This is a genomic window from Frankia sp. AgPm24 (genome assembly GCF_023243055.1).
Classification (GTDB): Bacteria; Actinomycetota; Actinomycetes; order Frankiales; family Frankiaceae; genus Frankia; species Frankia umida.
This window is the reverse complement of sequence record NZ_JALKFW010000205.1, coordinates 1-23,448: the sequence shown is the minus strand read 5'-3', so window position 1 is coordinate 23,448 and position 23,448 is coordinate 1. Positions and strand designations below refer to the sequence as shown.

The following is a 23,448-nucleotide window of genomic DNA, read 5'->3' as shown; positions in this document are numbered from 1 at the left end:
ACCAAGGTGGCAGCCCGCCCCACCCGGCGCCTCCTCGCCGCCGGGTGGGGCGGGGGGTCCCGCATGTGGCGGCCGACTCGGCCGGGCCGGACGCCATTAGAGTGCGCGGACGTGACAGGACTTCCGCGGATTGCCGTCCTTGGCCTCGACGCCGCCACCGCCGCCGCCGCCGTGGCGCTCGTCGACGGCGGTCTGGAGATCGCCGTCTTCGCACCCGAACCGATCTCGCCGGACGATGTCGCCGCCCTGGCCGCCTACGGCTGCGCCGACCGACTCGTGGCGCTCGTTCCCGCGACCCTGCGGCTGTCCGCCGCGACACCCACCGCGCCGCCCTTCGAGATCCACGGCACACCCGCGGATCATGAGCCGTCCGTGCCCGCCGAGGTGACGCGGCCGGACGCCGGGGCTCCGCTGGGAACCTTCGACGCGGTCGTGTTGAACGATCACACCGAGCATCTCCTGCCCACCGCACCGGCCGGACCGGCCGCGCCCTCGGGGGCCTCTTCTCAGCCGGGGGTGGTCCAGCGCTTCGGTGACGTGTTCGACCCCCGGGCGGCCTGGGTGTTCCACATCGGCGGACCGGTGGAACTCGGCGCCGCGCGGGGTCGCTGGATCGGCGAATACCTACGCGGGCGCTATGCCCTGCCCGCCAACCTCCCCGCGGGCCCAGACGCGGACCCAGGCCATGGCCACGGCCTGGGAGCAGGCTCGGGAGCGGGAGCGAGGTCGGGGGTTGGCGCCCGCCCGGGAGCCGGGGGGCTACCGGGGATGGCGGCCACCGCGGTGCGGGGACGTCCGTGGCGCCGCGGCGCCCGTTCGACCCTGGCCGACCTCGACCGGGAGCTGCAGGCCGGTCACGCCCGCGCCGCCACCGCCGGCTACCCGCTGCCCACGCCGTCCGCCTGGCTCACACCCAGCCAGTAGGCGCCGGTCGGCGGATCAGCCGATCAGTTGGGCCAGTCCGGTCAGGCGGTCGGCGGCGGCCCGCAGGGTCTCGTGGCGCTTGGGATAGCCGAAGCGGATGATGTGCCGGCCGTCCGCGGGGTTGGCGAAGAACGACGAGCCGGGCACCGCGGCGACACCGATCTCAGTGATCATTCGGCGGGTGAGGGCGACGTCGTCACCGGCGGGGTCGAGGGCGCGGGTGTCGCACATCACGTAGTAGGCGCCGTCCGGTGGACGGAAGGTGAAGCCGGTCGCGGTCAGCGACGCGCACAGCAGGTCCCGGCGGGCGCGGTACTGCTCGGCGAGGCCGGTGTAGTACTCGGCGGGTAGCCGCATGGCCGCGACCCCGCCGGCCTGTAGCGGTGCGGCGGCGCCGACGGTGAGGAAGTCGTGCACCTTGCGGATCGCCGAGGTGTAGGCGGGCGGGGCGATCGTCCAGCCGACCCGCCAGCCGGTGACGGCGTACGTCTTGGACAGCGCGTTGATCGTGACGGTGCGGTCCTCGAGGCCCGGGATGGTCGCCGGGGGGATGTGGCCGCCGGGGCCGAGGTACTGGATGTGTTCGTAGATCTCGTCGGTGAACACGAGGGTGTCGTGACGCTGGCAGAGTTCGGCGACGAGTTCGAGCTCCTCGCGGCGCAGCACCTTGCCGGTCGGGTTGTGCGGGGTGTTGAGGATGATCGCGCGGGTCCGGTCGCTGAACGCGGCGCGTAGTTCGGCCGGGTCGATGGACCAGTCCGGGGCGTGCAGGCGGACGAGCTTCGGGACCGCGCCGGAGAGAATCGTGTCCGGGCCGTAGTTCTCGTAGTACGGGTCGAACATGATGACCTCGTCGCCGGGGTCGACCAACGCCAGCATCGTGGCGATCATCGCCTCGGTGGAGCCGCAGGTCACACAGATCTCCCGCTCCGGGTCGACCGTCCAGCCCGGATAGGTGCGGGCGACCTTCGCCGCGATCTCGGCACGGAACTCCGCCGCTCCCCAGGTGATCGCGTACTGGTTGACGTCCGCGTCGATGGCGGCCTTGGCCGCGTCCTTGAGCTCCTGCGGGCAGGAGAAGTCGGGGAATCCCTGCGCCAGGTTCACCGCGCCGTGCACAAGCGCGAGCCGGGTCATCTCCCGGATGACGGATTCGGTGAAGGTCATCGCCTTCGCGGAGATCCGCGGCTGGTTCGCGGGCGCCCGCGGCGACGCGGATGCGGTGGTCTGCTCGGCCATCGGCCCATCGTGGCATCCCATCCGCCCACCGGACGCCCCGTACCCCACCGAGTGTTCCGCGGAACCGCCACCTCACCCGCCGCCCCAGCCTGCCCTGCCCTGCCCCCAGGTGTTCCGCGGAACCGTTTCCGCGCGCCGCGCCGGCCCGCTCAGACGTCCGTGGCCTCCCGCCCACCGCTGGCGGCCACATCGCCGGCGCTGGCACCGGCACCGGCCGCGCTCCCGGGATCCACCTCGCCGAGGGCATCCCAGGGCTGACGGTCGGGGGCGGCCGCCTGACCCTCCGGGCATCGCGCACGGAAGTCACACCAGGAGCACAGCCCGCTGGTCCGCGGCGGGAAGGCACGCTCGGCATCGCCGCCGGACCGCAGCGCCTCGGTGGCCGCGACCGCGTCGGCGGCCCCCGACTCGGCCCGGTGCACATGCCGGGTGATCGACTCCTCGGTGTGCTCCGCGACGGCGACCCGGCCACTCGGCACATGGTGCAGCTCCACCCGCCGGCACGGGCGGCGCAGCATCCGGCCGGCGGCCATGGCGTAGAGCGCGAGCGCCGGGGAGCTGCGCGCGTCGGCCTCCGTGGACGGCCGGCGGCCCGTCTTGTAGTCGACGATGACGAGCTCGCCATTCCGATCATCAAGCCGGTCGACCCGGCCGGAGAACGCCAGCCCCTCGGTGCGGGCGGCCACCGAACGCTCGACTCCCCGCGGCTCGGCCGCCGGGTCTAGCCCCGTGACGTAGCCGGCGGCCATCTCCGCGGCCCGCTCCCGCCACGCCACCGACTGCTCGCCGTCGCGGAACCCGTCAGCGACCCACAGCAACCGGACGAGCTGCGCCGCCCGCACCGGCGTGCGCTGCTCGAACGGCTCCTCCCACCACCGGCGCAGCGCGTTGTGCAGGCTCACCCCGAACGACGTGTGCGCCCAGGCCGGCCCCCGCGGCGGCCTGGGCCTGTCCAGGTAGATCATCCGGTACCGGCGAGGGCAGTCCTCGAACGCGGCCAGCCGCGACGGCGTGCAGGCGAACAGCCTGCGGGGCATGCCGGCGAGCTCCATCTGTGCCATCGCAGGATCATCCCACCGCCCTCCGACAGTTCGATCCGCCTCCGCGGCGGCGAGCCGCGCAGAAGCCCACAGCCACGGCGGTGGCGGCGGCAGGTGGCGGACCGGAAAGCCTCGACCGCGGCCTCCCCTATCGGGCGCATACGTCCGTCTCCTGCGATCGATCTCGTTCGGACCCGCCGAACAGCTCAGCATGTTCGCGGCGAACAAATGCCCGCCTACACCGGCGTTCTCGCAGATCAGGCACCTTTCCAGGGCCGAGAGACACTTTCGCGGCAAGGGGAGTGACGCAACCTCCGCGCTCCAGGCATCGTAGGGACGCGTCAGCTCGGAGCCACCCAGGCCCGAAGGATCTTCGGTGCTGTGGGAGCGACCGGTCGCTGGTGCCGGTCACCCTCAGGATCGAGAAGAAGTCCGTTGCTCACACCCGTGGAAAGCACTCCCCCTGACTGGACGTAGGCCGATCCACCACGTACTGCCGGCATGCCGCAGGCTCACCTCTCGACATGTCGGGACGTGGCGGACCCGGCACCGGTGCGATGATCAGTTCGCTCTCCGTGTCGCTGGTTGACTCCCGGTTGGCCAGCCGGTGCCAGAAAGGATGTGGCGCGTCGTCATGAACATGCCCAGTCGGCGGGCAGAGCAGGACGAACTACGAACGCGGATGCGCGCGGTCGGGATGTCCCACGACGAGATCGCGATCGAGTTCGCCCGACGCTACAAACTGCGTCCGCGAGCAGCCCACCGCGTCGCGCACGGCTGGACCCAGCATCAGGCCGCCAGGCAGATCAACGCCCTCGCTGCCCGCACCGGTATCGACCCCCGCGGCACGGCTCTCATGACCACTCCTCGGCTCAGTGAGCTGGAGAACTGGCCGTTGCCCCTCAACCGGCGTCGGCCCACCCCTCAGATCCTCGCCCTGCTCGCCGAGGTTTACGGCACCAGCATCCACAACCTCATTGACCTCGACGACCGTGAACATCTCACCGCAGCGGACACGTTCCTGATCTCCACCACACGTCGGGACGCCAGATCCGCGCAGCCTGCGGGGTCGCCTGCGCAGGGGTCGCCGCCGGTGGACTCGCCCTCTGGGCAGGCCGGTCCGGGCGTCGAGTCGCAACACGGCGGTAGCCGGTCCGGAAAGCTGCGTTTCGATGAGCCAGCTGGGAACGTCGAATGGGTGGATGCTCTTGGCCGCCGCGGTTTCACGATCATGGCCGGTTCGGCACTGATGGCAGGTCTGACCGGTGCCAGTCGCGCCCGTCATGTCGACCCAGCACTCGTCTCCTACTTCGACGACCAGTTGAAGGGCCACTACCGCGCAGACATGCTGCTCGGCCCCGGCGCGCTGACTGGCACAGTCAGCTCCCAGTTTCAGGTCATCGCGCGGCTGGCGGACGCGGCTGACGGGTCGACCCGTCGGCGCATGGCAAGAGTCGGCTCGTCGTTCGCCGCGTTCGCAGCATGGCTGTGGCTGGACGCCGGCGATCCCGTCGCCGCGATGCGCTACCACGACGCTGCGCTGGAACTGGCACATCGCTGCGGAGAGCGCGATGCCGTTGCCTGCGCACTGGTCGACCGGGCCATGGCCTTCACAGACCTGGGAAACGCCTCGGCCGTGATCGACCTGTGCCAGGCCGCACTGGTCGATGCCAGGCGTCTCTCCCCCGAGGTCCGCGTGTTTGCGTTGCAGCAGCAGGCACACGGCGCATCGCTGCACGATGACCGTCACCAGGTCGATCTTCTGCTTGACCAGGCCGGCCAACTCATAGACCAGGTCGATATCGAGCAGTGGGGCACGGCCTGTCGCCGCACCGGCGGCTACATCGAGGTGCAACGTGCCACCTGTTATGGACGGCTCGGTCTCGACGCCGGCGCCGACCATCTCTGGCGCCAGATCATCCCGGCTGCGCCCCCTTCAGCCCGTCGGGACGTCGGGGTCTGGTTGGCGCGCCACGCGGTCGCCGCTGCACGGCAGGAAGAGCCAGAACGGGCTGTGGAACTCGCGCGCCACGCGAGCGCGCTCGCGGTGGAGACCGGCTCCGTGCGGGCCCGGCGTGAACTGACCGCAGTCGCGGCAGCGATGGATCCGTGGCGTGCTCACCCAGTCGGCGAGAATCTGGTGGAGGTTCTCGCGTCCTTTACCACCGACGAGACCGGGAGGGCTCATGGCTGAGGCGCTGTCACGGGAACAGATCGAGGAACGCCTCGATGACCTGGACGGATGGACGACCGACGGTCGACGCATCGAACGACTGTACTCGATATCCCACATCCAAGGTGCGGCTTTCATCATGCATGTCGCTGCCATACAGAACGACTTCGGCCACCACTCCGACACCACGCTTGGATACCGGACCGTACACGTTTCGATCAGCTCGAGCGACATCGGCGGCTACGTTGCCGAACACGATATCGAACTGGCCAGAAATATTCATAAAATTTCGGTCACGCATGGTGCACAATAAAATAGAATAACTCGATAGATAGGCCGAAAAGTGATAAAGAGGAACTCTTTATCACGAAACAGGCGACCCCACCTATCGCGCCAACACCGCCGGAACCGAGCCATACAAATGGACAAAAAGGCATCCGTCCGCCGCGCGCGAACGGATGCCTTTTTACATTGGGAACAATATGGCTCGCCTCCCATCGGCGGACAGCATCCAGTAGGAGCATCCGCATGATGCGGACATCCTGGCCAAATTCTTGCGGGTCGTAAGACCAGTCCGCGCAGGTGGCACCCCAAGTACGGCGGCGAACAACTTTTTCGGATCCCGGGGAATGACCAGACCACCCGAAGTCGCGGAAAGTAACAGCCATGACACGCAACCTGCTGAGGCCGGTTCCAGCCCGCGGCCCTGTATCTCGGTGGCGTACCGTCCACCCGGAAGACAATGCCACGGAACATCTCCCTGAGCCTCTCACCCGACTGTTCGCCACTCTGCGACGTGCCGGTGCCAGCCCGAATATCGACCCTGCCGACGGCAGGGAACTACTTCTTGATCCACTCGTGCTTCGAGGTTGGGTGGAGCAGCAGTGTGCCGGTCAAGTGGGGCGCGTCCGGGTTACGGGTGCGCTTGATCGCCGCCTGCTCTTCGTCGAACGGGATGATGACCGGTGGATCGTGGCCGACCTGTCTGGCCAACCACATAATTCAAGATCCTGGCCGGTGTGGACCCGCGGCCGGCTGGTGCTGGACGAGCCGGCGTCGTGGCTGGCGCTGGCGGACATCGACGAACCGGCAGTGGATCGGTTGTCGGGGCCTGGCGTGCTGCTGGCCGCGTTGTATCACCGGGAAACGTTCCCGTTGCCGCGGTTTCCGCTGGGAATCAGTACCACGGCCCGCGCGGCTCGCGAGACGCTGCTTGGCACGGTGGCACTGGCCGATATGCAGCTCGGTCTCTCTCTCGAGGACCTGGCCGCCCGTGTCGCACAAGACCGGCCGGATATCTTGGGGTTGTCGGCAACGTTCGGCCAGTACGACCTGTTGATCGACGTCCTGGAGTCGGTCTACGCCCGTGCTGATCCGCCGCTGGTCGTAGCTGGCGGCAGTCTCACCGCACGCGTCGAACGGTTGCTGTTGGATCGGTTTCCGCGTCTGCTGGTCGCCAGAGCCGGCGGGGAGGCCACAATCAGCGCGCTGCTGGCGCACTGGCACGGCGACTGCCGGCTCGATGAAGTGCCCGGCCTGGGATACGCGGGAGCACCCCGCGCCAGTGGTCTGACGGTGCAACGGCGGCGCACGGCAAAACCTGTCCCCCGGGACGTGACAGCTGAAGTCGTTCCCGAGCTCGATCTGCTGCCTGCGACGTTCGACCATCATGGTATCGCGCAGTTGGAGACCAGCCGCGGCTGCACCAGCTACTGCTCGTTCTGTCCACGTGACCACAAGGGCAGCTGGGCAGGGGCGGGTGCGGGCCGGCTGCCGTGGCTGCTGGGCGAGCTGGCGGCGGTCTTCGACCGCTACCCGCTGGTGTCGCGGACGCTGTACCTGGTCGACGAGGAGTTCCTCGGCCGCGGCCCCGATGCGACCAGCAGGGCGCTGGAGCTGGCCGGGCTGCTGCACGGGGCGGGCTTTGGCTGGGAGTCGAGCTGTCGCGTCGACCAGGTCGTCCACCCGGACCGCGGCCTCGACTGGCATGTCGAACGCGCCGAGATGTGGCAGGCGCTGGTCGCCTCCGGGTTGCGGCGGATGCTGTTCGGCGTCGAGTCCGGCGTGGACAGCGTCCTCGACCGGTTCGCGAAGGACACCACAGGTGAGCAGAACCTCCTGGCGGCACGAACCCTGTCCGCGCTTGGCGTGCCGACCCGGTTCACCTACATCACCTTCGACCCGCTGATGACCCTGGCCGAGCTGAAGGCCACGCATACGTTCCAGGGCCGCACGGATCTGCTCCTGACCCCACAGAGTGGCCTATCCGCCGCCGAAGTGGTGCGCGGTGTCCGGGACACCGGGTTCGTCGCTGCGGCGAGCGCGGACCAGCCGTTCTACCGCGGGATTTCCTACCTGCTGGTCAGGATGGAATGTCTGATCGGCGCCGCCTACACCCGCCGGGTCCAGCAGGCCGGCCTCGCCGGGGCGGTGACGCCGTCGATGGGCCGGGTGGAGGCCCGTTACGCCGACTGGCGGATCGGGGTCGCCGCCGGCTGGGCGCAGCGCTGGGTCGACCGGCACTTCGCTCTCGACTACACGTTCAAGTCGCTGGAGAAGGTCCTCGACGGCGACCTGCGCCGCCAGACCCGCGAGGCTCGTGGCGTACTCAAGGACGCCAGCTACGCGTTGCTCGGCGACCTGATCGCCGAGGTCGACATCCAGCCGCTGCACCACGATGCGGCCATCGAAGCTGTCCTTGACACCCGGATCTGGCAGCGAGCGGAAGAACGACTCGTGTTGCTGCGGGGCGTGGTCGCAACCGCCGTGCACGACCTGCTGCCCGCCCTCGGCCGTGAGCACGCGGAGCTGCTCGCTGTCGAGCACCGGCGATGGTCGGCAGCAAGCAACTGGAGGCTGATCAACGCGGCGGACTCCTGTGCCAGTTGACCCGCGCCGTCACCCCTGGAGCTCAGGAGTCAGCCTTTTCCGGAATCGGCACCCAGGTGAACTCCGGGCAGAACCGAGCGTAGGTGACCAGCTTCCACGCCGCGTAGTCGTCGAACCGGCCAGCCTCACGCAACAGGTGCTTGACCCAGGTGTGGCAGACCCGCTCGTCATCGCTCATCGCGGTGTCGATCTGGTCGAGCATCCGGCATGCCACCGCGAAGTCGCCGACCGTCAGCGCGCTCAGGTCGACTTCCACGTCGTCCACCATGAAGGCGAACACCAGCCGCGTGGTGGAGAAGCTGGTGTTGCGCTCGCCCAGGAACCGGGTGCGGCCGTCGAGAGCGGCCATCAGCTCGCCGCGGCGCTCTACGGGGAAGCCGATACCCAGGTCCAGATCCGAGGTCTCCAGATTCAGCCGGGTCCCGAACGACCCGACGTCACGTGGCTGGTGGCCCGTCCACCGCTCGATGAGATCCGACGCGGAGGCACGGACGGCGTGCAGCCGGGTGTCATGGACGCGCATCGCGGTGTAGAACGCCTCGGCGCGGTCGAATTCGGCGTCGGGGAAGTCGCTGCGGTCAGTCCATCCCTTCGCTCTGATCGCGTCCACATCCAGCAGGGTGGCGGGGTCCGGAGTCGTCATGGCGGTGACCCTAGCGTCACAGCCAGCGGTACCTCCGTCCAGGCCAATACCAGTGATCTTTCCAGACGATGAGGTGAACACGATGACGGACACGAATCCGCTTGCGCCTCGGACGCTCGCGGGCGGGCTGACGGTCCACCCGCTCGGCATCGGCTGCTGGGCCATCGGCGGCCCCGACCACAACCTCGGCCTGCCGATGGGCTGGTCCACCGCTGATGACTCCGCGTCCCGTGCTGGCCTGGAGCTCGCCTACACGTTGGGCGCGAACCTGTTCGACACTGCCGATGTCTACGGCCACGGCCATTCCGAACGGCTTCTCGGCCGCCTCGTCGACCAGGTCGACCGGAACTCTCTCGTGCTGTCCTCCAAAGTCGGCTACTTCGCCGGCACCGCCGCCCACCCCTACCTGCCCACGGCGATGCGCCGCCAACTGGAGACCACCCTGGAGAACCTGCGCACCGACCGGCTCGACATCTACTTCTTCCACACCAACGAGTTCGGCCCTGGCGACCGCTACCTCGACGCGGCGATCGCCCAGATGCGCGAGTTCCAATACCAGGGCCTGATTCGATGCGTGGGTATGCGTGGACCGCACCGCTACGCTCCACACCGGCTCGCCCAGCCGCGCTCCACCCGGCCCGACAAACACGCCCGCTTCCGAGTGCTGTTCGACCGTATCCACCCCGACTACCTGGCAGTCCGCCACAACCCGTTGACCCCGCCACCGCCCAACGGCCACAGCGACATTTTCACCCTCGCGGCCGATCATCACACCAGTATTCTGATCAACAAGCCGCTCAGTCAGGGACTGCTTACCGGCAAATACCATCCGAACCACCCACCCGCCTTCGGCGACGGCGATCACCGGTGCCGCAAACGCTGGTTCACCCCCGACGCACTCGCGCTCGTCGACCGCCACCTCACGCCCGTGCGCGACCGGTTCGGCTCCTCAACCCACGACCTGGTCCGCGTCGCCTTGGCCTACAGCCTGCAACGCAGCACCAACGCGGCTGTGCTCGTCGGCTTCACCCGCCCCGACCAGATCCGCGACAACCTCACCGCCCTCGGCACCTCGCTGACCCCCGACGATCTGGCGTTCGTCCGCACCACCCTCGGCCAGCTCCACCACGACCTCGACACCGCCGGCGAGGTCTTCCTCGACGAAACGGCCCGATCCGCATGAATCCACAGCCGCCCCTGTTCACCGAGCTGCCCCACGACGCCACTACCACGGCGTCCACGTCACACCTGCGGCTGATGACCTTCAACGCCCAGCACGCCGCTGCCGAACGAGCCTGGCGCCAGGCCGCCTGGCTCGGCCGGCAGCCCGACGCCGACATCGTCGTGCTCACCGAAGTCGGTCCCGGACCTGGCGGCCACGCCCTGCTGGACGCGCTCGGCCACCACGGCTACACCCATTTGTACGCACCGCAGCCAGACCAGCCCGACTACCGCACCGTCATCGCCTCCCGCGGCACGCCTCTCAGCCCCGTTTCGACCGGCATCGACGTCCTCACGCACCGAGCACCCGCAGCAGAGCTGCACCTCGGTGGCCAGCCCCTGCGCCTTCTCGGCCTTTACGTCCCCTCCCGCGGCCCGAAGGAACATCGCAACGAGGCGAAACGTGCCTTCCAGCATGCCGTCGCCCAGGCCCTGCCCGGTTTCCTCGCCGCCTTCGACGGCCCGGTCATCGTCACCGGCGATCTCAATGTCATAGAACCCGGTCATCTTCCGCACTACCCGGTCTTCGGTCGCTGGGAATACGACTTCTATCGCACCTTCACGGACATCGGCCTGACCGACGCCTACCGCGCGCTGCACCCGGGCACTCCTGGCCACAGCTGGTACGGGCGTGGCGGCAACGGCTACCGCTTCGATCACACCTTCCTCACTGCCGACCGGCTCGACCTCACCAGCTGTGCCTATCTCCACGTCCCTCGGCGCGAGGGACTCAGCGACCATGCCGCCATGACCGTCGCGACTGCCCTTACTCCCGCATCCCCCTGATCACTGCGGCCGGACATGCGCTCAGGGACAGCGCCGTCGTTGCGGGCCGTTGTCGACGTCGGAGGCTGGTGGGGGCGGACTGGTCCTTCTACCGGGACGAAGCAGACAAATTTTGCCTTCTACCCTGTAGAAAAACCACGTTGATCGACAGGCCCGAGATTGTCTCGACCTGGGCAGCGCGCGCACCATCAGCCAGAGGCGGTGCCGGCCGGCACCGGCAGCGAGTCTGGGACGGGCCCACCTGCCGGAGCGGTATCCGTCACCGGGGCCACCACCGAGGCGGGCGGTGAGACCAGCGTGCCGAGCGACACCGGGGTGGGACGGGCGGGCAGCAGCAGGCAGGCCAGAGCCGCGGCGACCTCGACGACGGCGATGAAGACCCAGACCCGCTGGTAGTGGGCGAGGTCAGGGACCCCGGACGGGCTCGCCATCAGCGCGACCGTCGCGCCGACGCCAAGGACGGTGCCGAGCTGGCGGGCCATGGCGAACACGGCGCTACCGGTGGCCCGGCGGGTGGCGGGCAGCGAGGCGGAGATCGCCGCGGCCAGGGTCGGGATGACCAGGCCGATGCCGGCGCCGCAGGTGATCTCGAACGGCAGGACCTCCCGCGGGAAGTCGGGGGTGGTGCCGATGCCGATCCGGTAGGCCAGCAGGGACGCGGCGATCGTGAGGCAGCCGGTCGCGCCGAGCACCCGGTAGCCGAACCGGGCGGCCAGCCGGGCGGCGGCGAACATCGCCACGATCGCCGAGACGATGCCAGCGGGGGCGAACTCGAGCCCGGCGGCGAGGACGTCCTGGCGCCACAGATCGGTCAGCAGCAGCACGTTGCCGAGCAGCAGCGCCCCGAACCCGGTGAACAGCAGCACGGTGGCGCCGGTGGCGGCGCTGAACTGCCGGTCGCGGAACAGGTCGAGTTCGAGCACGGGCGCCCGGTGTCGGGTGCACTGCCAGAGGAACGCCGCGACCAGAGCCAGCCCACCGAGCAGTGTGCCCAGCGTGCGCGCCCCGGTCCAGCCCCAGCTCTCGGCCTCGACAAGACCCAACGTCACCAGGGCGATGCCGGCGGTGAGCAGGGCGGTGCCGAACAGGTCGGGCCGCACGACCGCACCCGAGCCGGCCGGGGCCTCGGCGCGGGATTCGGTCAGGACCCGGCGTGCGATCAGCAGGGTCACGATCACGATCGGCACGTTGATCAGGAAGATCCAGCGCCAGCTCGCCCGGGTGAGCAGGGCGCCGACGGGGGTGCCGAACGCGGCGGCGACCGAGCCGGTGGCCGCCCAGGTGGCGACGGCGGCCGCCCGGCGCGCCGGGGGGAACTCGCCGAGCAGCAGGCCGAGCGAGGTGGGCAGCAGCGCGGCGGCGCCGATGCCCTGGGCGACCCGGGCCGCGATCAGCCAGTCCAGTGACGGTGCGGCGGCGCACAGCACCGAGGCCACGGCGAACAGCACCATCCCGCCGACGAACCAGCGCAGCCGCCCGTAGGCGTCGGCGAAGCGGCCGAACGGGATGGGCAGCGCGGCCAGAACGATCGTGTAGCCGTTGAGCACCCAGGACAGCGTGGCGGGTTCGGTGTGGAACTCCCGCGCCAGATCACCGAACGCGACGTTGACGACGAACAGATCGAGGCTGGCGACGAACGTCGCCGCCGAGGTGACGAGCAGGACCCAGCGCAGGCGGGCATCCGCACGCATGAGCGACCTCTCCAGACGGTGAACGACACAGGACGACAGGCGGCAGTCGGTATGATGACGCTACCCGCAGATGGTCCAATCACGATACCAACATTTGAGTATCGTGACGCTACCAATGGTCGGTATGGTGACGCTACAATCGATGGCATGCTGCCGCGGACCTACGAGCAGGAGATCTGTTCCATCGCCGCGACCCTGGAGGTCCTGGGCGATCGGTGGACGCTGCTGATCGCACGCGATGCCTGCCTGGGCGTCACCCGGTTCGCCGATTTCCAGGCCCGCCTCGGCATCGCCCGCACGGTGCTCAGCGACCGGCTGGCCCGGCTGACCGAGGCCGGCGTCTTCGAGCGCCGCCGCTACAGCGAGCAGCCCGAACGCTTCGAGTACGTGCTCACCGAGCGCGGCCGCGACATCTGGCCGATCCTCAATTCCCTGATGACCTGGGGCGACCGGCACCTCAAGGGCGGCGAGGCCCCGTTCGTCATCCACCATCGCGGCTGCGGCGGCCACATCGACGACCGGCGCCGCTGCGAGACGTGCGGCCAGGAGGTCGGCGTCACCGAGGTGGTGCGCCTGCCCGGCCCCGGCGCCCGCCGCATCCAGCCCCAGCCGCCCGCGGAGTCGACAGCGGAGGCAGCGGAGACAGCGGAGGCGGAGACTGCCGAGTCTCGGCAGGTTGTTGCATCCGGGCAGGCAGGATAATCCGCACGAACGCGGACGGTGCCGCAGTGGGATCGGTGTACCTGGACGGATCCGTGCGCGGCTGGCATGCTCTAGCCATGGGGTGTGGTCGCGTCGCGAGTCACGGCGTGCTGCCGCCCATTTTTTATGGGGATCGGGTCCGGTCCCCGCTCAGCCGCTGACGTCGCGCGGCACAAGCCCAGGCCAGGCCCGGTCAGTCCCGGGTTGATCTCGCCTGGGCGGCGCCGGACCTCCGAACGAAAGGTCCCCCTTGTGGAGAACACCGCGGAGAACCTCGTCGACCGTTCCGACGCCGCGATCCCCGCACCCAGCGCACCTGGTGACGTGGCACACGCCCGCGTGGTCAGCACCGCGCCGACGATCAGCAGCATCGCCGAGGGGCGCGGGCTCATCGACGACATCGACGCCCAGCTGCGCGCGCTGCTGACCAACCGCCGCGATCTGTCCAGCCAGATCCAGTCGCTGCGGCAGGTCGAGGGCGGCCCACGGATCGAACACGCCCGGGAGAACAGGATCATCGCGTCCTGGGCGGACGAGCTGGGCCCCCGCGGCGTCGAGATCGCCCTGGCGGTCCTGACCCTCTGCCGCGGCGCCGCCAGCCAGTAACCGCTGTGCCGGCCAGGCGGGCCAGCCGGTTCACGCGGGCTGGCCGGCCGGGCCGGATGGGTCAGCCCGCCGGATGGGTCAGCCGGGCGGGGCGTGTTCGCCGGGTGGTCCGGGACGCGCATGGTTGGCCGGCTCCTGACGTGGCCGCTGCTCCCCGCGGTCACCATTGCGGTCGCGGGGACGATCGCGGTCGCGCTTGCGGTTGCGGGGGCGCTCGGGCAGGTCCAGCTCGGTGAGCAGGCCGCGGAGTTCGGACCGCAGGAAGTCGCGGGTGGCCAGCTCACCGACGGTGATGCGCATCGCGGCGACCTCCCGGGCGAGGTACTCGGTGTCCTCTCGGGTGCGCACCGTCTGCTCACGGTCCTGGGCGAGGTTGGCGCGGTCCCGGTCGTCCTGGCGGTTCTGCGCGAGCAGGATCAGCGGTGCCGCGTACGCCGCCTGCAGCGACAGCGCCAGGGTCAGGAAGATGAACGGGAACGAGTCGAACCGGATGCTCGACGGTGCGGCGATGTTGTAGGCGATCCACAGCACGATGACAATGCTCTGCACCACCAGGAACCGCGCGGTGCCGAGGAACCGGGCGATCCGTTCGGCGATCCGGCCGAACGCGTCCGCCTCGTAGGACGACGGCCGTACCCGAGCGCGCCGCGACGCCCGCGGCTGATCCAGACGCGGCCCCCGCCGCCGACGACGGATCACAACTGCGCCCCCGCCGAGACCTCGCCGACAGCGCCCGGATCGTCCCCGCCGGCCGCGGGTGGGGTTCCGGCTCCGGGCCCCGTCCGCGCCTCGACCTCATCCGCGTCCAGTTGGCGTTCCCGCCAGTCGGCCGGCAGCAGATGGTCGAGGACGTCGTCGACGGTCACCACCCCGACGAGCCGACCGGCCCCGTCCAGCACCGGCGCCGCGACCAGGTTGTACGACGCGAGATGCCGGGTCACCTCCGCCAGCGGTGTATCCGGGCGCAGGGAGGCGATGTCCACCTCGATCACCCCGCCGACCAGCGTCGACGGCGGTTCCCGCAGCAGTCGCTGGAAGTGCGCCAGGCCGAGGTAGCGGCCCGTCGGCGTCTCGCACGGCGGGCGCACGACATACACCTGCGCGGCCAGTGCCGGCGACAGTTCCGGCTCCCGGATGCGCGCGAGCGCCTCGGCGACCGTCGCGTTCGGCGCGAGCACCACGGGCTCGCTGGTCATGATGCCGCCGGCGCTGTCATCGGCGTAGAGCAGCAACCGGCGCACCCCGGCGGCCTCGTCCGGCTCCATCAGGCGCAGCAGCCGTTCGGCGTCCTCGGCGGGTAGTTCGCCGAGCAGGTCGGCGGCGTCGTCAGGATCCATCGCCTCGAGCACGTCGGCGGCGCGTTCCTCGGCCAGTCCGCCGAGCAGTTCGACCTGCTCGTCCTCGGGCAGTTCCTCGAGGACGTCGGCGAGGCGCTCGTCGTCCAGGGCCGCCGCGACCTCCGCCCGCCGCTTGTCCGACAGGTCGTGCAGCAAGCCGGCGAGGTCCGCCGGCCGCAGCTTCTCGAACGCGGCCAGCAGGTTCGCGGCCCCCTGCCCCTCCTCCGGCAGCGAGAAGCCACTCACGTCGTCCCACGACACCGTGCGGACCTCGCCCCGACGCCCACGACCCCGCCGCACCGCCACCTGTTCGAGCACCCAGTCACCGCCGCGCACCGGCTCGATCGCCGCGTCCACGACGGTGACCTCCTCCCCCTTGGCCTCCTGACCGCCGCCGGCCTCCGCCTTCCCCACCCGTTCGGACGACCCGGAGGCCCCGAACGTCGCGCGGGACGCGGACTCGCCCGGTCCCAGCAGCCGCACCCGCCGGTCGAGCAGTTCGGCGAGCACCCGCGTCTCGTTCGGTCGCTGCTCGAACCGCCGCCAGCTCAGCCGCGCCGACGACAGCACCACCGCGCCGGACTCCACCCCTGTCACCCGGCCGATCGGCACGAAGATCGGCCGGCGCTGCACCTCGACCGCCAGCCCCAGCACCCGCGGCGGCTCATGCCCCAGCCGCAACGCCACGATCACATCGTGGACGCGCCCGACCTGATCCCCGTTCGGATCGAGGACGAGCAGCCCCGCCAGCCGTCGACAGAAGACCCGGGACTGCGCCGGACGTGTCGGCATCCCCCTCACCACCCCCCACGCACGGACCGCACCCACTGGACGTACGGACGGACGTGGCAGGGCGAATCTGGCCAGGTCGGTGCCACAGAGGTCGTCACGGCCGGAGGTTACCCGTCCCACCACCCACCGCAACCCACCCATCCCGTCACACCGCCCCTCGCCACCACCACACCCCGCGGCCGACCCGGGGTCGGCATCCACCTGCCCGGGTCGTCGTGGCCGGCGAATCGGCCCCGAACCAGACCATGGCGTCCCCGCGCACCCCACCCACCCGCGGCTCCCGCGAAAGGGGCACGGACCGTAGCCATGATGGGGGGCGGTACCGCGTCCCAGGAACAGGCGCGGGACACGGCGCGCGGAACGCCGCACGGGCGTCGCGCACTACGGAGAGTGGGGTCTGGAGATGCGGGTTGCCTTCCTCGGTCTGGGCACGATGGGGTATCCGATGGCGGGGCATCTGAGCCGGGCCGGGTTCGAGACGTCGGTGTTCAACCGGACGGCCGCGACGGCGCGGCGCTGGACGCAGGAGTTCACCGGCTCCGCGGCGCCGACACCGGCGGCGGCCGCGACGGGAGCGGACGTGGTGTGTCTGTGTGTGGGCGCGGATGACGACGTCCGGGAGGTGCTGGTCGGCCCGCAGGGGGCGCTGGCGGCGTTGGCGGCCGGTGCGATCATCGTCGATCACACGACGACGTCCGCGCGGGTCGCCGTGGAGATCGCCGCGTTGGCGCAGGAGCGCGGGGTCGGGTTCGTCGACGCGCCGGTGTCCGGCGGGCAGGCCGGGGCGCAGGCGGGGCGGCTGAGCGTGATGTGCGGGGGTGCGGCGGAGACCATCGAGCGGGTCCGTCCGGTGCTGGCCGCCTACGGAACGACGATCACCCGGATCGGCCCGGTCGGGACCGGGCAGCTCACGAAGATGGTGAACCAGATCCTGGTGGCGGGGGCGATCGAGGGCGCGGCGGAGGCGCTGAACTTCGCGATGGCCGCCGGCCTCGACCTGACGCAGGTGCTGCCGGCCGTCTCCGGTGGGGCGGCGAGCTCCTGGTATCTGGTCAACCGCGCCCCCACCATGATCCGCGATGAGTTCGACTTCGGTTTCGCCGTCGACTGGATGCGCAAGGACCTGCGCATCTGCCTGGACGAGGCGACCCGCCGGGGCATCCCGGTACCGCTGACCACACTCACCGAGTCGGACCTCAGCGACGCCCACGACCGCGGCGACGGCCGTCTCGACGCCACCGCCATCATCCGCCTGCGCCGCCTCGCCACCGACCCCCAGGCCGACCCGGAGGCCGACCCGGAGGACCAGCTCACCTCTGGTGGGCCCTCGGCCGCTCCCGCCGTCCACGCACCGTCACCGTGACACCGCCAGGCGCCCCACCCGGAACCGCTCAGAGGTACTGCTTGGACGGGTTGACCATCGCGCGGACGGTCTTGCCATCGTGGAACTCGCCGATCGCGGTCATCGACCAGGTCGCAGCGCCCTGGTCGCGTTGGACCCGGCACATGACCAGACCGGTGGCCGGCTTCGACTCGGACAGGTCGAACCGGACGAGTTCCTGACCGGTGAGGTCGTTGTAGAGCCGGCAGTAGGCGTTGCGCACCTCGGTGAACGGCTGCCCCTGGAAACTGTTCACCGTGAAGATAAGGGTGGTGACGCTCGGCGGCAGTGCGGCCAGGTCGACAATGATCGTCTCGTCGTCGCCGTCGCCCTTGCCGGTGAGGTTGTCACCGGAGTGGCGCACGGCACCGCGGGCGCCCTTCTTGGACATGAACCAGACCTTGTCGACGTCCTTGCCCCGCTCGTCGAACAGGATGCAGGAGGCGTCCAGGTCGATGGAACGGCCGCGCTGGGCCGGGTCCCACCCCAGGCCCATCCGCACCCGGGTCAGCGGTGCCTCGCCCGTCTTGACCAGCGAGACGCTCTGACCCTTGCGCAGCGATACCCGGCCCTTGTCCAGGTTGACCCGCCCACCAGGCTGCTGGCCCGCACCGCCAGCGGCGGGCGGACCGGCGGGAACCGGCGGCCCCCACTGCTGGCCGGGCGGCGGCCCGGACGGCGGTGCCCCGGGCGGACCCCACGGCTGACCGGCTCCCGGCGGTGGCCCGGGCGGCGGACCCCACTGCTGACCAGGCGGCTGCGGCGCGCCCCACTGCGGTGCGGCCGGCGGAAGCGGCGCCGGTGGCGGGCCCCACTGCTGACCACCGGGAGGCGCCCCGTACGGCGCCGCCGGCGGGACGGGCGGCGGCCCCCACTGCTGGCCTCCCACCGGCGGCTGCTCGGCGGTGCCGGGGTCGTCCACGGAGATGCCGAAGTCGGTGGCGATGCCGGCCAGGCCCGAGGCGTAGCCCTGGCCGACGGCGCGGGCCTTCCAGGAACCGGCCCGGCGGTAGAGCTCGACGAGGATCAGGGCCGTCTCGGTGCCGAGGCCAGCCGGATCGAAACGGACCAGCTCAGCGCCACCACGCGCGTCCCGCACAGCGATGCCGAGGCCACGGACACCGGCGAAGGTGAGCGGGCCGCTGCCGTCCAGGCTGCCGGTGACGACGACCTTGTCGATCTCGGCCGGGACGGCGGCCAGGCTGAACTCCAGCGCCGACGGCGGCACCAGCCGAACCCCGGGGCCGTTCGGCTGGTTGAAGAAGACGAAGTCGTCGTCCGAACGGACCTTGCCGGTGGCCGTCACCAGGATCGCGGCGATGTCCAACGGGCTCGACGAGGCGATCTCGACCCGGACGTCCCCGGTCGGCAACGGTGCGTTGCCACCTTTCGTCAGAACCTGTCCCATTGCCCCTCCATGACCGGCCTCGTCAGGGTCGCGCACCCTGTCCAACGGCCCCACCGCGGCGGACGGTTCCCGCCCCGAATACCGCGCGTGTCCTGTCCCGACCCTACGATCGGTGCATGGCATGGGCGGAACCGGTCCGATGAGCGACAACACGCTGGGCACCCGGATCGAACGGCATGTGGCCGGGGTGTTCGGCCCCGACACCGGCCGGGCCGCCGTGACGTTCCTCGGTACCGAGCAGATCGAGATCCTGCGCTACGGCCCCGACCGCACCGGAATCGTGCGCTATCTGACCCTCGGCATGTCCCGCGAGCCGATGACGGCGGCCGCGGCGACGGTGCGCGATCCGGCCGGTCCGCGCGCGGAGCTGGTGCTGTCGCTGCGCGGTCTGCAGGACAGCGTGCTGCGCCGGCTCGCGGTGCTCGCGGCGATTCCCGTGGTGGAGAGCCGTCCGATCGCCCCCGGCGCTGCCCTCGACCTCGGCGAACCGCTCTGGGACGGGGCCCCGTTCACCGCCGTCCTGGTCGCCGAACCCGGCGGTCTCATCCCCGATCTGCCCGCCGCGGCACAGCCGTCCGCGGCCATCGACGAGTTCTCGATCTCCGACCTGCTGGCCAGCCCCGACGCGGCCATCGGTTTCGACCCCGGCAGCGGCGGCGGCTCCGCCTCCGATCCGGGACCCGCGCCGGTCCGGTTCCTGCCGCTGCTGCCGATGACGACGAACGAGGCCGCCTACAAGCGCGTCCATGGCCCGGAGGCCCTGCATCAGCGCTGGCTGGCCGCCGGCACCGACCTGCGCGATCCCGCCCGCCGCGAGGTCTCCCTGAGCTGACCCGCCGCCCGCCGGGTCCGTCCGTGACCGGGACAGGGGCGACGTAGGGCAACAGAAAGCAAAGAACAGCCGAAGAACAACGCGTCCGGACGATGCGGTCCGCGTACGGGCCCGATCGGCGGCTACGCTCCCGAAGCTGTGAGCCGTGATCGAGGCGACGCCGTCTCCCCCGCCCGCGCCCAGTCGGCCCAGGGTGCCGGCCCGCGACCCCACCGGCGGTCGCTGCTGCTCGGTGGGCTGGGTCTCGGTGGTGCGGCGCTCGGCGGGATCGGCCTCGCCGCCTGCAGCACCTCGAACGGTACGGCTCCGTCCCCGGTGCCGACCCTGCGCGCGCCGACGCCCGTGCCGGGGGTGTCCGACGGCGTGTTCGGGCTCGGCGTGGCCAGCGGCGATCCGCTGCCGGACGGGGTGATCCTGTGGACGCGGCTCGCCCCGAAGCCGACGCAGGGCGGTGGTATGCCGTCCCGGGACGTCCCCGTCGACTGGCAGATCGCGACCGACGAGCGGTTCGCCTCGGTGGTCCGCGCCGGCACGCAGACGGCGCAGGCGGCGTTCGCGCACTCGGTGCACGTCGACGTCCGCGGGCTGGAGCCGGGACGCGACTACTACTACCGTTTCCGTGCCGGGACGGTGCTCAGCCCGGTGGGTCGCACCCGCACGGCCGCGGCGCCGGCGCCCGGTGGGGCGGCGGCGGCCAGCGGGTCGCTGAGCTTCGCGCTGGTGTCCTGCCAGGACTTCCAGAACGGCTACTGGCCGGCGTTCGACGCGATCGCCGCCGACCATCCGGACCTGGTCGTGCACGTCGGCGACTACATCTACGAGTACGACCCGGACAGCCGTTTCCCCGACCGGCTCCACACCACACCGCAGACCCTCGGCCTCGACCAGTTGCAGACCCTCGCCGACTACCGCAACCGGTACGGCCAGTACAAGGCCGACCCGGCGTTGCAGGCCGCCCACCACGCGGCCCCGTGGGTGGTGACCTGGGACGACCACGAGGTCGAGAACAACTACGCGGGCCTCGTCGACGAGCCCGGTGACACCGGCGCCAGGCATCAGGACCCGGCCCGGTTCGCCCGCCAGCGCGCCGCCGCCTACCAGGCCTACTACGAGCACATGCCGATCCGCGCCGAGCTCAACCCCGGCTCCCCCGACCTGCGGATCTACCGCCGGCTCACGTTCGGCAGCCTGGCCACGTTCAACGTGATGGACACCCGCCAGTACCGCACCCGGACCCCCGGCGACTATCCCTCGGCGATCGGTCCGGCCGAACTGGGCCGCACCGACTTCGACGGGACGATGGCCGGCACCGACCAGGAGCGCTGGCTGCGCGCGGGTCTGGACGCCTCACGCACCCGGTGGAACCTCATCGCCCAGCAGACCATGATGGCCCAGCTCGACGGCCAGCTCCCCACCGGCGGCACGGAGCTGCTCACCAACCTCGACCAGAACGACGGCTACCGCCCGTACCGGCGGCGCCTGCTGACCGGGGTGCGCGACAGCAGGGTGTCCAACCCCGTCGTGCTCTCGGGTGACCTGCACTGCGCGTGGGTGAACGACCTGCGGGTCGACTTCGACCGGCCGGACACCCCGGCGGTCGCCACCGAGTTCGTCTGCACGTCGATCAGCTCGGCGTTCTTCCTGATCAGCGACGATTTCGTGCGGGAGAACAACGCCCGGTTCAACCCGCATGTGCGCTACTTCCGCGGTGACCGACGCGGTTACACCCGGTTCCGGCTCACCCCGACGCAGTGCCGCGCCGACCAGCGCGTCGTCGCCGACTCCGACCGCCCGGACTCCCCCGTCACCACCGACGCCACCTGGATCGTCGAGGACGGCCACCGCACCGCCCACTCCGCCTGACCCACCCACCCCTGCGCCGCCACCAGACGAATACTCTTGGTCACGCTAGGCTTGCGGACTGTTGCGACAGTCAAACCCCGGGAGCCGCGCGTGACGATCGTCGAGGAGCCGCCGAACCCTTCGGGCCCGGTCATTCGATCCACCTCGGAGCCGGACCTCGCGGTCCACCGCCGGCCACGGTCGAACCTGCTCGGCTACCTGCGCACGACGTCCCACAAGGACATCGCGGTCATGTACTTCGTGACCTCGATGGGATTCTTCCTGTTCGCCGGGATGCTCGCCGTCATGATGCGCTCGGAGCTCGCCCGGCCAGGGTTGCAGTTCTTCTCCAACGAGCAGTACAACCAGCTGTTCACGATCCACGGCACGGTCATGCTGCTGCTGTTCGCGACACCGCTGGCCTTCGCGTTCGCGAACCTGCTGGTACCCCTGCAGATCGGCGCGCCGGATGTGGCGTTTCCCCGCCTGAACGCTCTGTCGTACTGGCTTTTCCTGTTCGGCGGACTCGTCGTCATCTCGGGTTTTCTCACCCCGGACGGCGCCGCCGACTTCGGCTGGTTCGCCTACGCACCGCTCAGCGGCAAGGACTACTCCCCGCTGCCCGGTGGCGATCTGTGGATTCTCGGCCTGGCCGTCTCGGGTCTGGGCACCATCCTCGGCGGCGTCAACATGATCACCACCATTCTGTGCCTGCGGGCGCCGGGCATGACGATGTTCCGACTGTCGATGTTCTGCTGGACGTTCCTGGTCACGTCCATCCTGGTGCTGGTCGCGTTCCCGGTGCTGGCCGCGCAGCTGCTCTCGCTCGAGGCCGACCGCCGGTTCAACGCGCACGTGTTCGACGCCGGCAACGGCGGCGCCATACTCTGGCAGCATCTGTTCTGGTTCTTCGGGCATCCCGAGGTCTACATCATCGCCCTGCCGTTCTTCGGGATCATCAGCGAGATCCTGCCGGTGTTCTCCCGCAAGCCGCTGTTCGGCTACAAGGGACTGGTGTTCGCCACCGTCGGCATCGGCGCGCTGTCGGTGGCCGTGTGGGCGCACCACATGTTCGTCACCGGCGCGGTGCTGCTGCCCTTCTTCGCGTTCCTGTCCTTCCTCATCGCGGTGCCCACCGGGATCAAGTTCTTCAACTGGGTCGGCACGATGTGGCGTGGACAGCTCACCTTCGAGACACCGATGCTGTTCGCCCTCGGCTTCCTCGTCACGTTCCTGTTCGGCGGGCTGACCGGTGTGCTGCTGGCCAGCCCGCCGATCGACTTCCATGTCAGCGACAGCTACTTCGTCGTCGCCCACTTCCACTATGTCGTGTTCGGCACCGTTGTGTTCGCCGCGTTCGGCGGCACCTACTTCTGGTTCCCCAAGGCCACCGGCCGCATGATGGACGACCGTCTCGGAAAGGTCCATTTCTGGACGGTGTTCTTCGGCTTCCACGGCACGTTCCTGGTGCAGCACTGGCTGGGCCTGCGCGGTATGCCCCGCCGGTACGCCGACTACGGACCATCGGACGGATTCACCACCCTGAACACCCTGTCGACCGCCGGGTCGTTCCTGCTCGCCGTCTCCACACTGCCGTTCCTGTACAACCTGTGGCATTCCTACCGCCGCGGCCCGCTGGCGGCCGTCGACGATCCCTGGGGCTTCGGCAACTCGCTGGAGTGGGCCACCTCCTGCCCGCCGCCCCGGCACAACTTCACCGTGCTCCCGCGGATCCGCTCCGAACGTCCCGCCTTCGACGTCCACTACCCCCAGGTCGCCGGCTCCATCGACTACCACGCCACCCCGGAGTTCACCCCCACCCCCGCGCCCACCGTCGCCCCCACCCGCGAGGCGCCAGGGGAGCCCTAGTGCAGCGCCTCAGTAGTTCCTTGCCGCGAGGCATACCGATTGATCGTTACTTCTGGTAGTCGGTTAGGTGGAT

At 70.3% G+C, this 23,448-nt stretch carries 21 protein-coding genes; 12 read left to right on the top strand and 9 right to left on the bottom strand.

Annotated elements, in window-relative coordinates:
- The first annotated feature begins 111 nt into the window (after nt 1-111).
- The gene (locus MXD61_RS19545) at nt 112-924 is read left to right on the top strand and encodes a hypothetical protein (RefSeq protein ID WP_248814927.1); all 813 of its coding nucleotides are present in this window, start codon (nt 112-114) and stop codon (nt 922-924) included.
- A 15-nt stretch (nt 925-939) separates the two neighbouring features.
- Here MXD61_RS19545 and MXD61_RS19540 read toward each other — a convergent pair whose 3' ends face one another.
- Both MXD61_RS19540 and MXD61_RS19535 read right to left on the bottom strand, forming a co-directional pair.
- Nucleotides 940-2,163 carry a pyridoxal phosphate-dependent aminotransferase gene (locus tag MXD61_RS19540; protein WP_248814926.1) on the bottom strand — a complete coding sequence of 408 codons (1,224 nt, stop codon included), beginning with the start codon at nt 2,161-2,163 and terminating at the stop codon, nt 940-942.
- A gap of 149 nt (nt 2,164-2,312) precedes the next feature.
- Complete coding sequence (locus MXD61_RS19535) at nt 2,313-3,224, bottom strand: PD-(D/E)XK nuclease family protein (RefSeq protein ID WP_248814925.1); 912 nt, start codon at nt 3,222-3,224, stop codon at nt 2,313-2,315.
- Nucleotides 3,225-3,837: 613 nt separating this feature from the next.
- Here MXD61_RS19535 and MXD61_RS19530 point away from each other — a divergent pair.
- Together MXD61_RS19530 and MXD61_RS19525 are read left to right on the top strand one after the other, a co-directional pair.
- Entirely contained in the window at nt 3,838-5,397 is a 1,560-nt protein-coding gene (locus tag MXD61_RS19530) for a helix-turn-helix transcriptional regulator (RefSeq protein ID WP_248814972.1), read from the top strand.
- A complete protein-coding gene (locus tag MXD61_RS19525) occupies nt 5,390-5,689 on the top strand; it encodes a 4a-hydroxytetrahydrobiopterin dehydratase (protein ID WP_248814924.1) in 300 nt (99 codons plus the stop codon). Before MXD61_RS19530 ends, MXD61_RS19525 begins: the two co-directional genes overlap by 8 nt.
- Here the strand turns inward: MXD61_RS19525 and MXD61_RS19520 are convergent.
- Both MXD61_RS19520 and MXD61_RS19515 read right to left on the bottom strand, forming a co-directional pair.
- Nucleotides 5,670-6,044: a hypothetical protein gene (locus MXD61_RS19520; protein WP_248814923.1), complete on the bottom strand. Its 375-nt coding sequence runs from the start codon at nt 6,042-6,044 to the stop codon at nt 5,670-5,672. The two genes, MXD61_RS19525 and MXD61_RS19520, sit on opposite strands and share 20 nt — an antisense overlap.
- Nucleotides 6,045-6,216: 172 nt before the next feature.
- Complete coding sequence (locus MXD61_RS19515) at nt 6,217-6,375, bottom strand: hypothetical protein (RefSeq protein ID WP_248814922.1); 159 nt, start codon at nt 6,373-6,375, stop codon at nt 6,217-6,219.
- Nucleotides 6,376-6,468: 93 nt separating this feature from the next.
- On the opposite strand from MXD61_RS19515, the gene MXD61_RS19510 reads away from it, so the two are divergent.
- Nucleotides 6,469-8,265, top strand: a complete 1,797-nt coding sequence (locus MXD61_RS19510; RefSeq protein WP_374629242.1) for a radical SAM protein — start codon at nt 6,469-6,471, stop codon at nt 8,263-8,265.
- Between the two features lie 22 nt (nt 8,266-8,287).
- Here the strand turns inward: MXD61_RS19510 and MXD61_RS19505 are convergent, their stop codons facing one another.
- Nucleotides 8,288-8,908: a hypothetical protein gene (locus MXD61_RS19505; RefSeq protein ID WP_248814920.1), complete on the bottom strand. Its 621-nt coding sequence runs from the start codon at nt 8,906-8,908 to the stop codon at nt 8,288-8,290.
- A gap of 82 nt (nt 8,909-8,990) precedes the next feature.
- Here MXD61_RS19505 and MXD61_RS19500 point away from each other — a divergent pair, with 82 nt between their 5' ends.
- Both MXD61_RS19500 and MXD61_RS19495 read left to right on the top strand, forming a co-directional pair.
- Nucleotides 8,991-10,091, top strand: a complete 1,101-nt coding sequence (locus MXD61_RS19500; RefSeq protein WP_248814919.1) for an aldo/keto reductase — start codon at nt 8,991-8,993, stop codon at nt 10,089-10,091.
- Nucleotides 10,088-10,915: an endonuclease/exonuclease/phosphatase family protein gene (locus MXD61_RS19495; protein WP_248814918.1), complete on the top strand. Its 828-nt coding sequence runs from the start codon at nt 10,088-10,090 to the stop codon at nt 10,913-10,915. Before MXD61_RS19500 ends, MXD61_RS19495 begins: the two co-directional genes overlap by 4 nt.
- A gap of 188 nt (nt 10,916-11,103) precedes the next feature.
- Here MXD61_RS19495 and MXD61_RS19490 read toward each other — a convergent pair whose 3' ends face one another.
- Nucleotides 11,104-12,606 carry an MFS transporter gene (locus tag MXD61_RS19490; protein WP_248814917.1) on the bottom strand — a complete coding sequence of 501 codons (1,503 nt, stop codon included), beginning with the start codon at nt 12,604-12,606 and terminating at the stop codon, nt 11,104-11,106.
- A 147-nt stretch (nt 12,607-12,753) separates the two neighbouring features.
- Between MXD61_RS19490 and MXD61_RS19485 the strand changes: the two genes are divergently transcribed.
- Together MXD61_RS19485 and MXD61_RS19480 are read left to right on the top strand one after the other, a co-directional pair.
- Nucleotides 12,754-13,308 carry a helix-turn-helix domain-containing protein gene (locus tag MXD61_RS19485; RefSeq protein WP_248814916.1) on the top strand — a complete coding sequence of 185 codons (555 nt, stop codon included), beginning with the start codon at nt 12,754-12,756 and terminating at the stop codon, nt 13,306-13,308.
- A 252-nt stretch (nt 13,309-13,560) separates the two neighbouring features.
- Entirely contained in the window at nt 13,561-13,914 is a 354-nt protein-coding gene (locus MXD61_RS19480; RefSeq protein ID WP_225438418.1) for a chorismate mutase, read from the top strand.
- Between the two features lie 78 nt (nt 13,915-13,992).
- Here MXD61_RS19480 and MXD61_RS19475 read toward each other — a convergent pair whose 3' ends face one another.
- Both MXD61_RS19475 and MXD61_RS19470 read right to left on the bottom strand, forming a co-directional pair.
- Nucleotides 13,993-14,610 carry a DUF1003 domain-containing protein gene (locus MXD61_RS19475; protein ID WP_374629240.1) on the bottom strand — a complete coding sequence of 206 codons (618 nt, stop codon included), beginning with the start codon at nt 14,608-14,610 and terminating at the stop codon, nt 13,993-13,995.
- On the bottom strand, nt 14,610-16,043 hold the full coding sequence (locus tag MXD61_RS19470) for a magnesium transporter MgtE N-terminal domain-containing protein (protein WP_248814914.1): 1,434 nt from the start codon (nt 16,041-16,043) through the stop codon (nt 14,610-14,612). The genes MXD61_RS19475 and MXD61_RS19470 overlap by 1 nt, the downstream gene beginning before the upstream one ends.
- 403 nt (nt 16,044-16,446) lie before the next feature.
- Here MXD61_RS19470 and MXD61_RS19465 point away from each other — a divergent pair, with 403 nt between their 5' ends.
- A complete protein-coding gene (locus MXD61_RS19465; protein WP_248814913.1) occupies nt 16,447-17,406 on the top strand; it encodes an NAD(P)-dependent oxidoreductase in 960 nt (319 codons plus the stop codon).
- 28 nt (nt 17,407-17,434) lie between these two features.
- Here MXD61_RS19465 and MXD61_RS19460 read toward each other — a convergent pair whose 3' ends face one another.
- Nucleotides 17,435-18,832, bottom strand: coding sequence for a TerD family protein (locus MXD61_RS19460; RefSeq protein ID WP_248814912.1), 1,398 nt, complete (start codon nt 18,830-18,832; stop codon nt 17,435-17,437).
- Nucleotides 18,833-18,971: 139 nt separating this feature from the next.
- On the opposite strand from MXD61_RS19460, the gene MXD61_RS19455 reads away from it, so the two are divergent.
- From MXD61_RS19455 to ctaD, 3 genes are all read left to right on the top strand, one after another.
- Nucleotides 18,972-19,664 carry a suppressor of fused domain protein gene (locus MXD61_RS19455; RefSeq protein WP_248814911.1) on the top strand — a complete coding sequence of 231 codons (693 nt, stop codon included), beginning with the start codon at nt 18,972-18,974 and terminating at the stop codon, nt 19,662-19,664.
- A 138-nt stretch (nt 19,665-19,802) separates the two neighbouring features.
- Nucleotides 19,803-21,527, top strand: coding sequence for an alkaline phosphatase (locus tag MXD61_RS19450; RefSeq protein WP_374629210.1), 1,725 nt, complete (start codon nt 19,803-19,805; stop codon nt 21,525-21,527).
- Between the two features lie 90 nt (nt 21,528-21,617).
- Nucleotides 21,618-23,375 (top strand): cytochrome c oxidase subunit I, encoded by a 1,758-nt coding sequence (gene ctaD / locus MXD61_RS19445; RefSeq protein WP_374629208.1) that lies wholly within the window; start codon nt 21,618-21,620, stop codon nt 23,373-23,375.
- The last annotated feature ends 73 nt before the right edge of the window (nt 23,376-23,448 follow it).

Excerpts from the sequence above, each read along its gene's own strand:
- MXD61_RS19530 (WP_248814972.1), top strand. The coding sequence starts at position 3,838 with ATGAACATGCCCAGTCGGCGGGCAGAGCAGGACGAACTACGAACGCGG.
- MXD61_RS19470 (WP_248814914.1), bottom strand. The coding sequence starts at position 16,043 with ATGCCGACACGTCCGGCGCAGTCCCGGGTCTTCTGTCGACGGCTGGCG.
- MXD61_RS19540 (WP_248814926.1), bottom strand. The coding sequence starts at position 2,163 with ATGGCCGAGCAGACCACCGCATCCGCGTCGCCGCGGGCGCCCGCGAAC.
- MXD61_RS19460 (WP_248814912.1), bottom strand. The coding sequence starts at position 18,832 with ATGGGACAGGTTCTGACGAAAGGTGGCAACGCACCGTTGCCGACCGGG.
- MXD61_RS19505 (WP_248814920.1), bottom strand. The coding sequence starts at position 8,908 with ATGACGACTCCGGACCCCGCCACCCTGCTGGATGTGGACGCGATCAGA.
- MXD61_RS19465 (WP_248814913.1), top strand. The coding sequence starts at position 16,447 with ATGCGGGTTGCCTTCCTCGGTCTGGGCACGATGGGGTATCCGATGGCG.
- MXD61_RS19500 (WP_248814919.1), top strand. The coding sequence starts at position 8,991 with ATGACGGACACGAATCCGCTTGCGCCTCGGACGCTCGCGGGCGGGCTG.
- MXD61_RS19485 (WP_248814916.1), top strand. The coding sequence starts at position 12,754 with ATGCTGCCGCGGACCTACGAGCAGGAGATCTGTTCCATCGCCGCGACC.
- MXD61_RS19525 (WP_248814924.1), top strand. The coding sequence starts at position 5,390 with ATGGCTGAGGCGCTGTCACGGGAACAGATCGAGGAACGCCTCGATGAC.
- MXD61_RS19490 (WP_248814917.1), bottom strand. The coding sequence starts at position 12,606 with ATGCGTGCGGATGCCCGCCTGCGCTGGGTCCTGCTCGTCACCTCGGCG.
- MXD61_RS19520 (WP_248814923.1), bottom strand. The coding sequence starts at position 6,044 with ATGGCTGTTACTTTCCGCGACTTCGGGTGGTCTGGTCATTCCCCGGGA.
- MXD61_RS19455 (WP_248814911.1), top strand. The coding sequence starts at position 18,972 with ATGAGCGACAACACGCTGGGCACCCGGATCGAACGGCATGTGGCCGGG.
- MXD61_RS19535 (WP_248814925.1), bottom strand. The coding sequence starts at position 3,224 with ATGGCACAGATGGAGCTCGCCGGCATGCCCCGCAGGCTGTTCGCCTGC.
- MXD61_RS19495 (WP_248814918.1), top strand. The coding sequence starts at position 10,088 with ATGAATCCACAGCCGCCCCTGTTCACCGAGCTGCCCCACGACGCCACT.
- MXD61_RS19515 (WP_248814922.1), bottom strand. The coding sequence starts at position 6,375 with ATGTGGTTGGCCAGACAGGTCGGCCACGATCCACCGGTCATCATCCCG.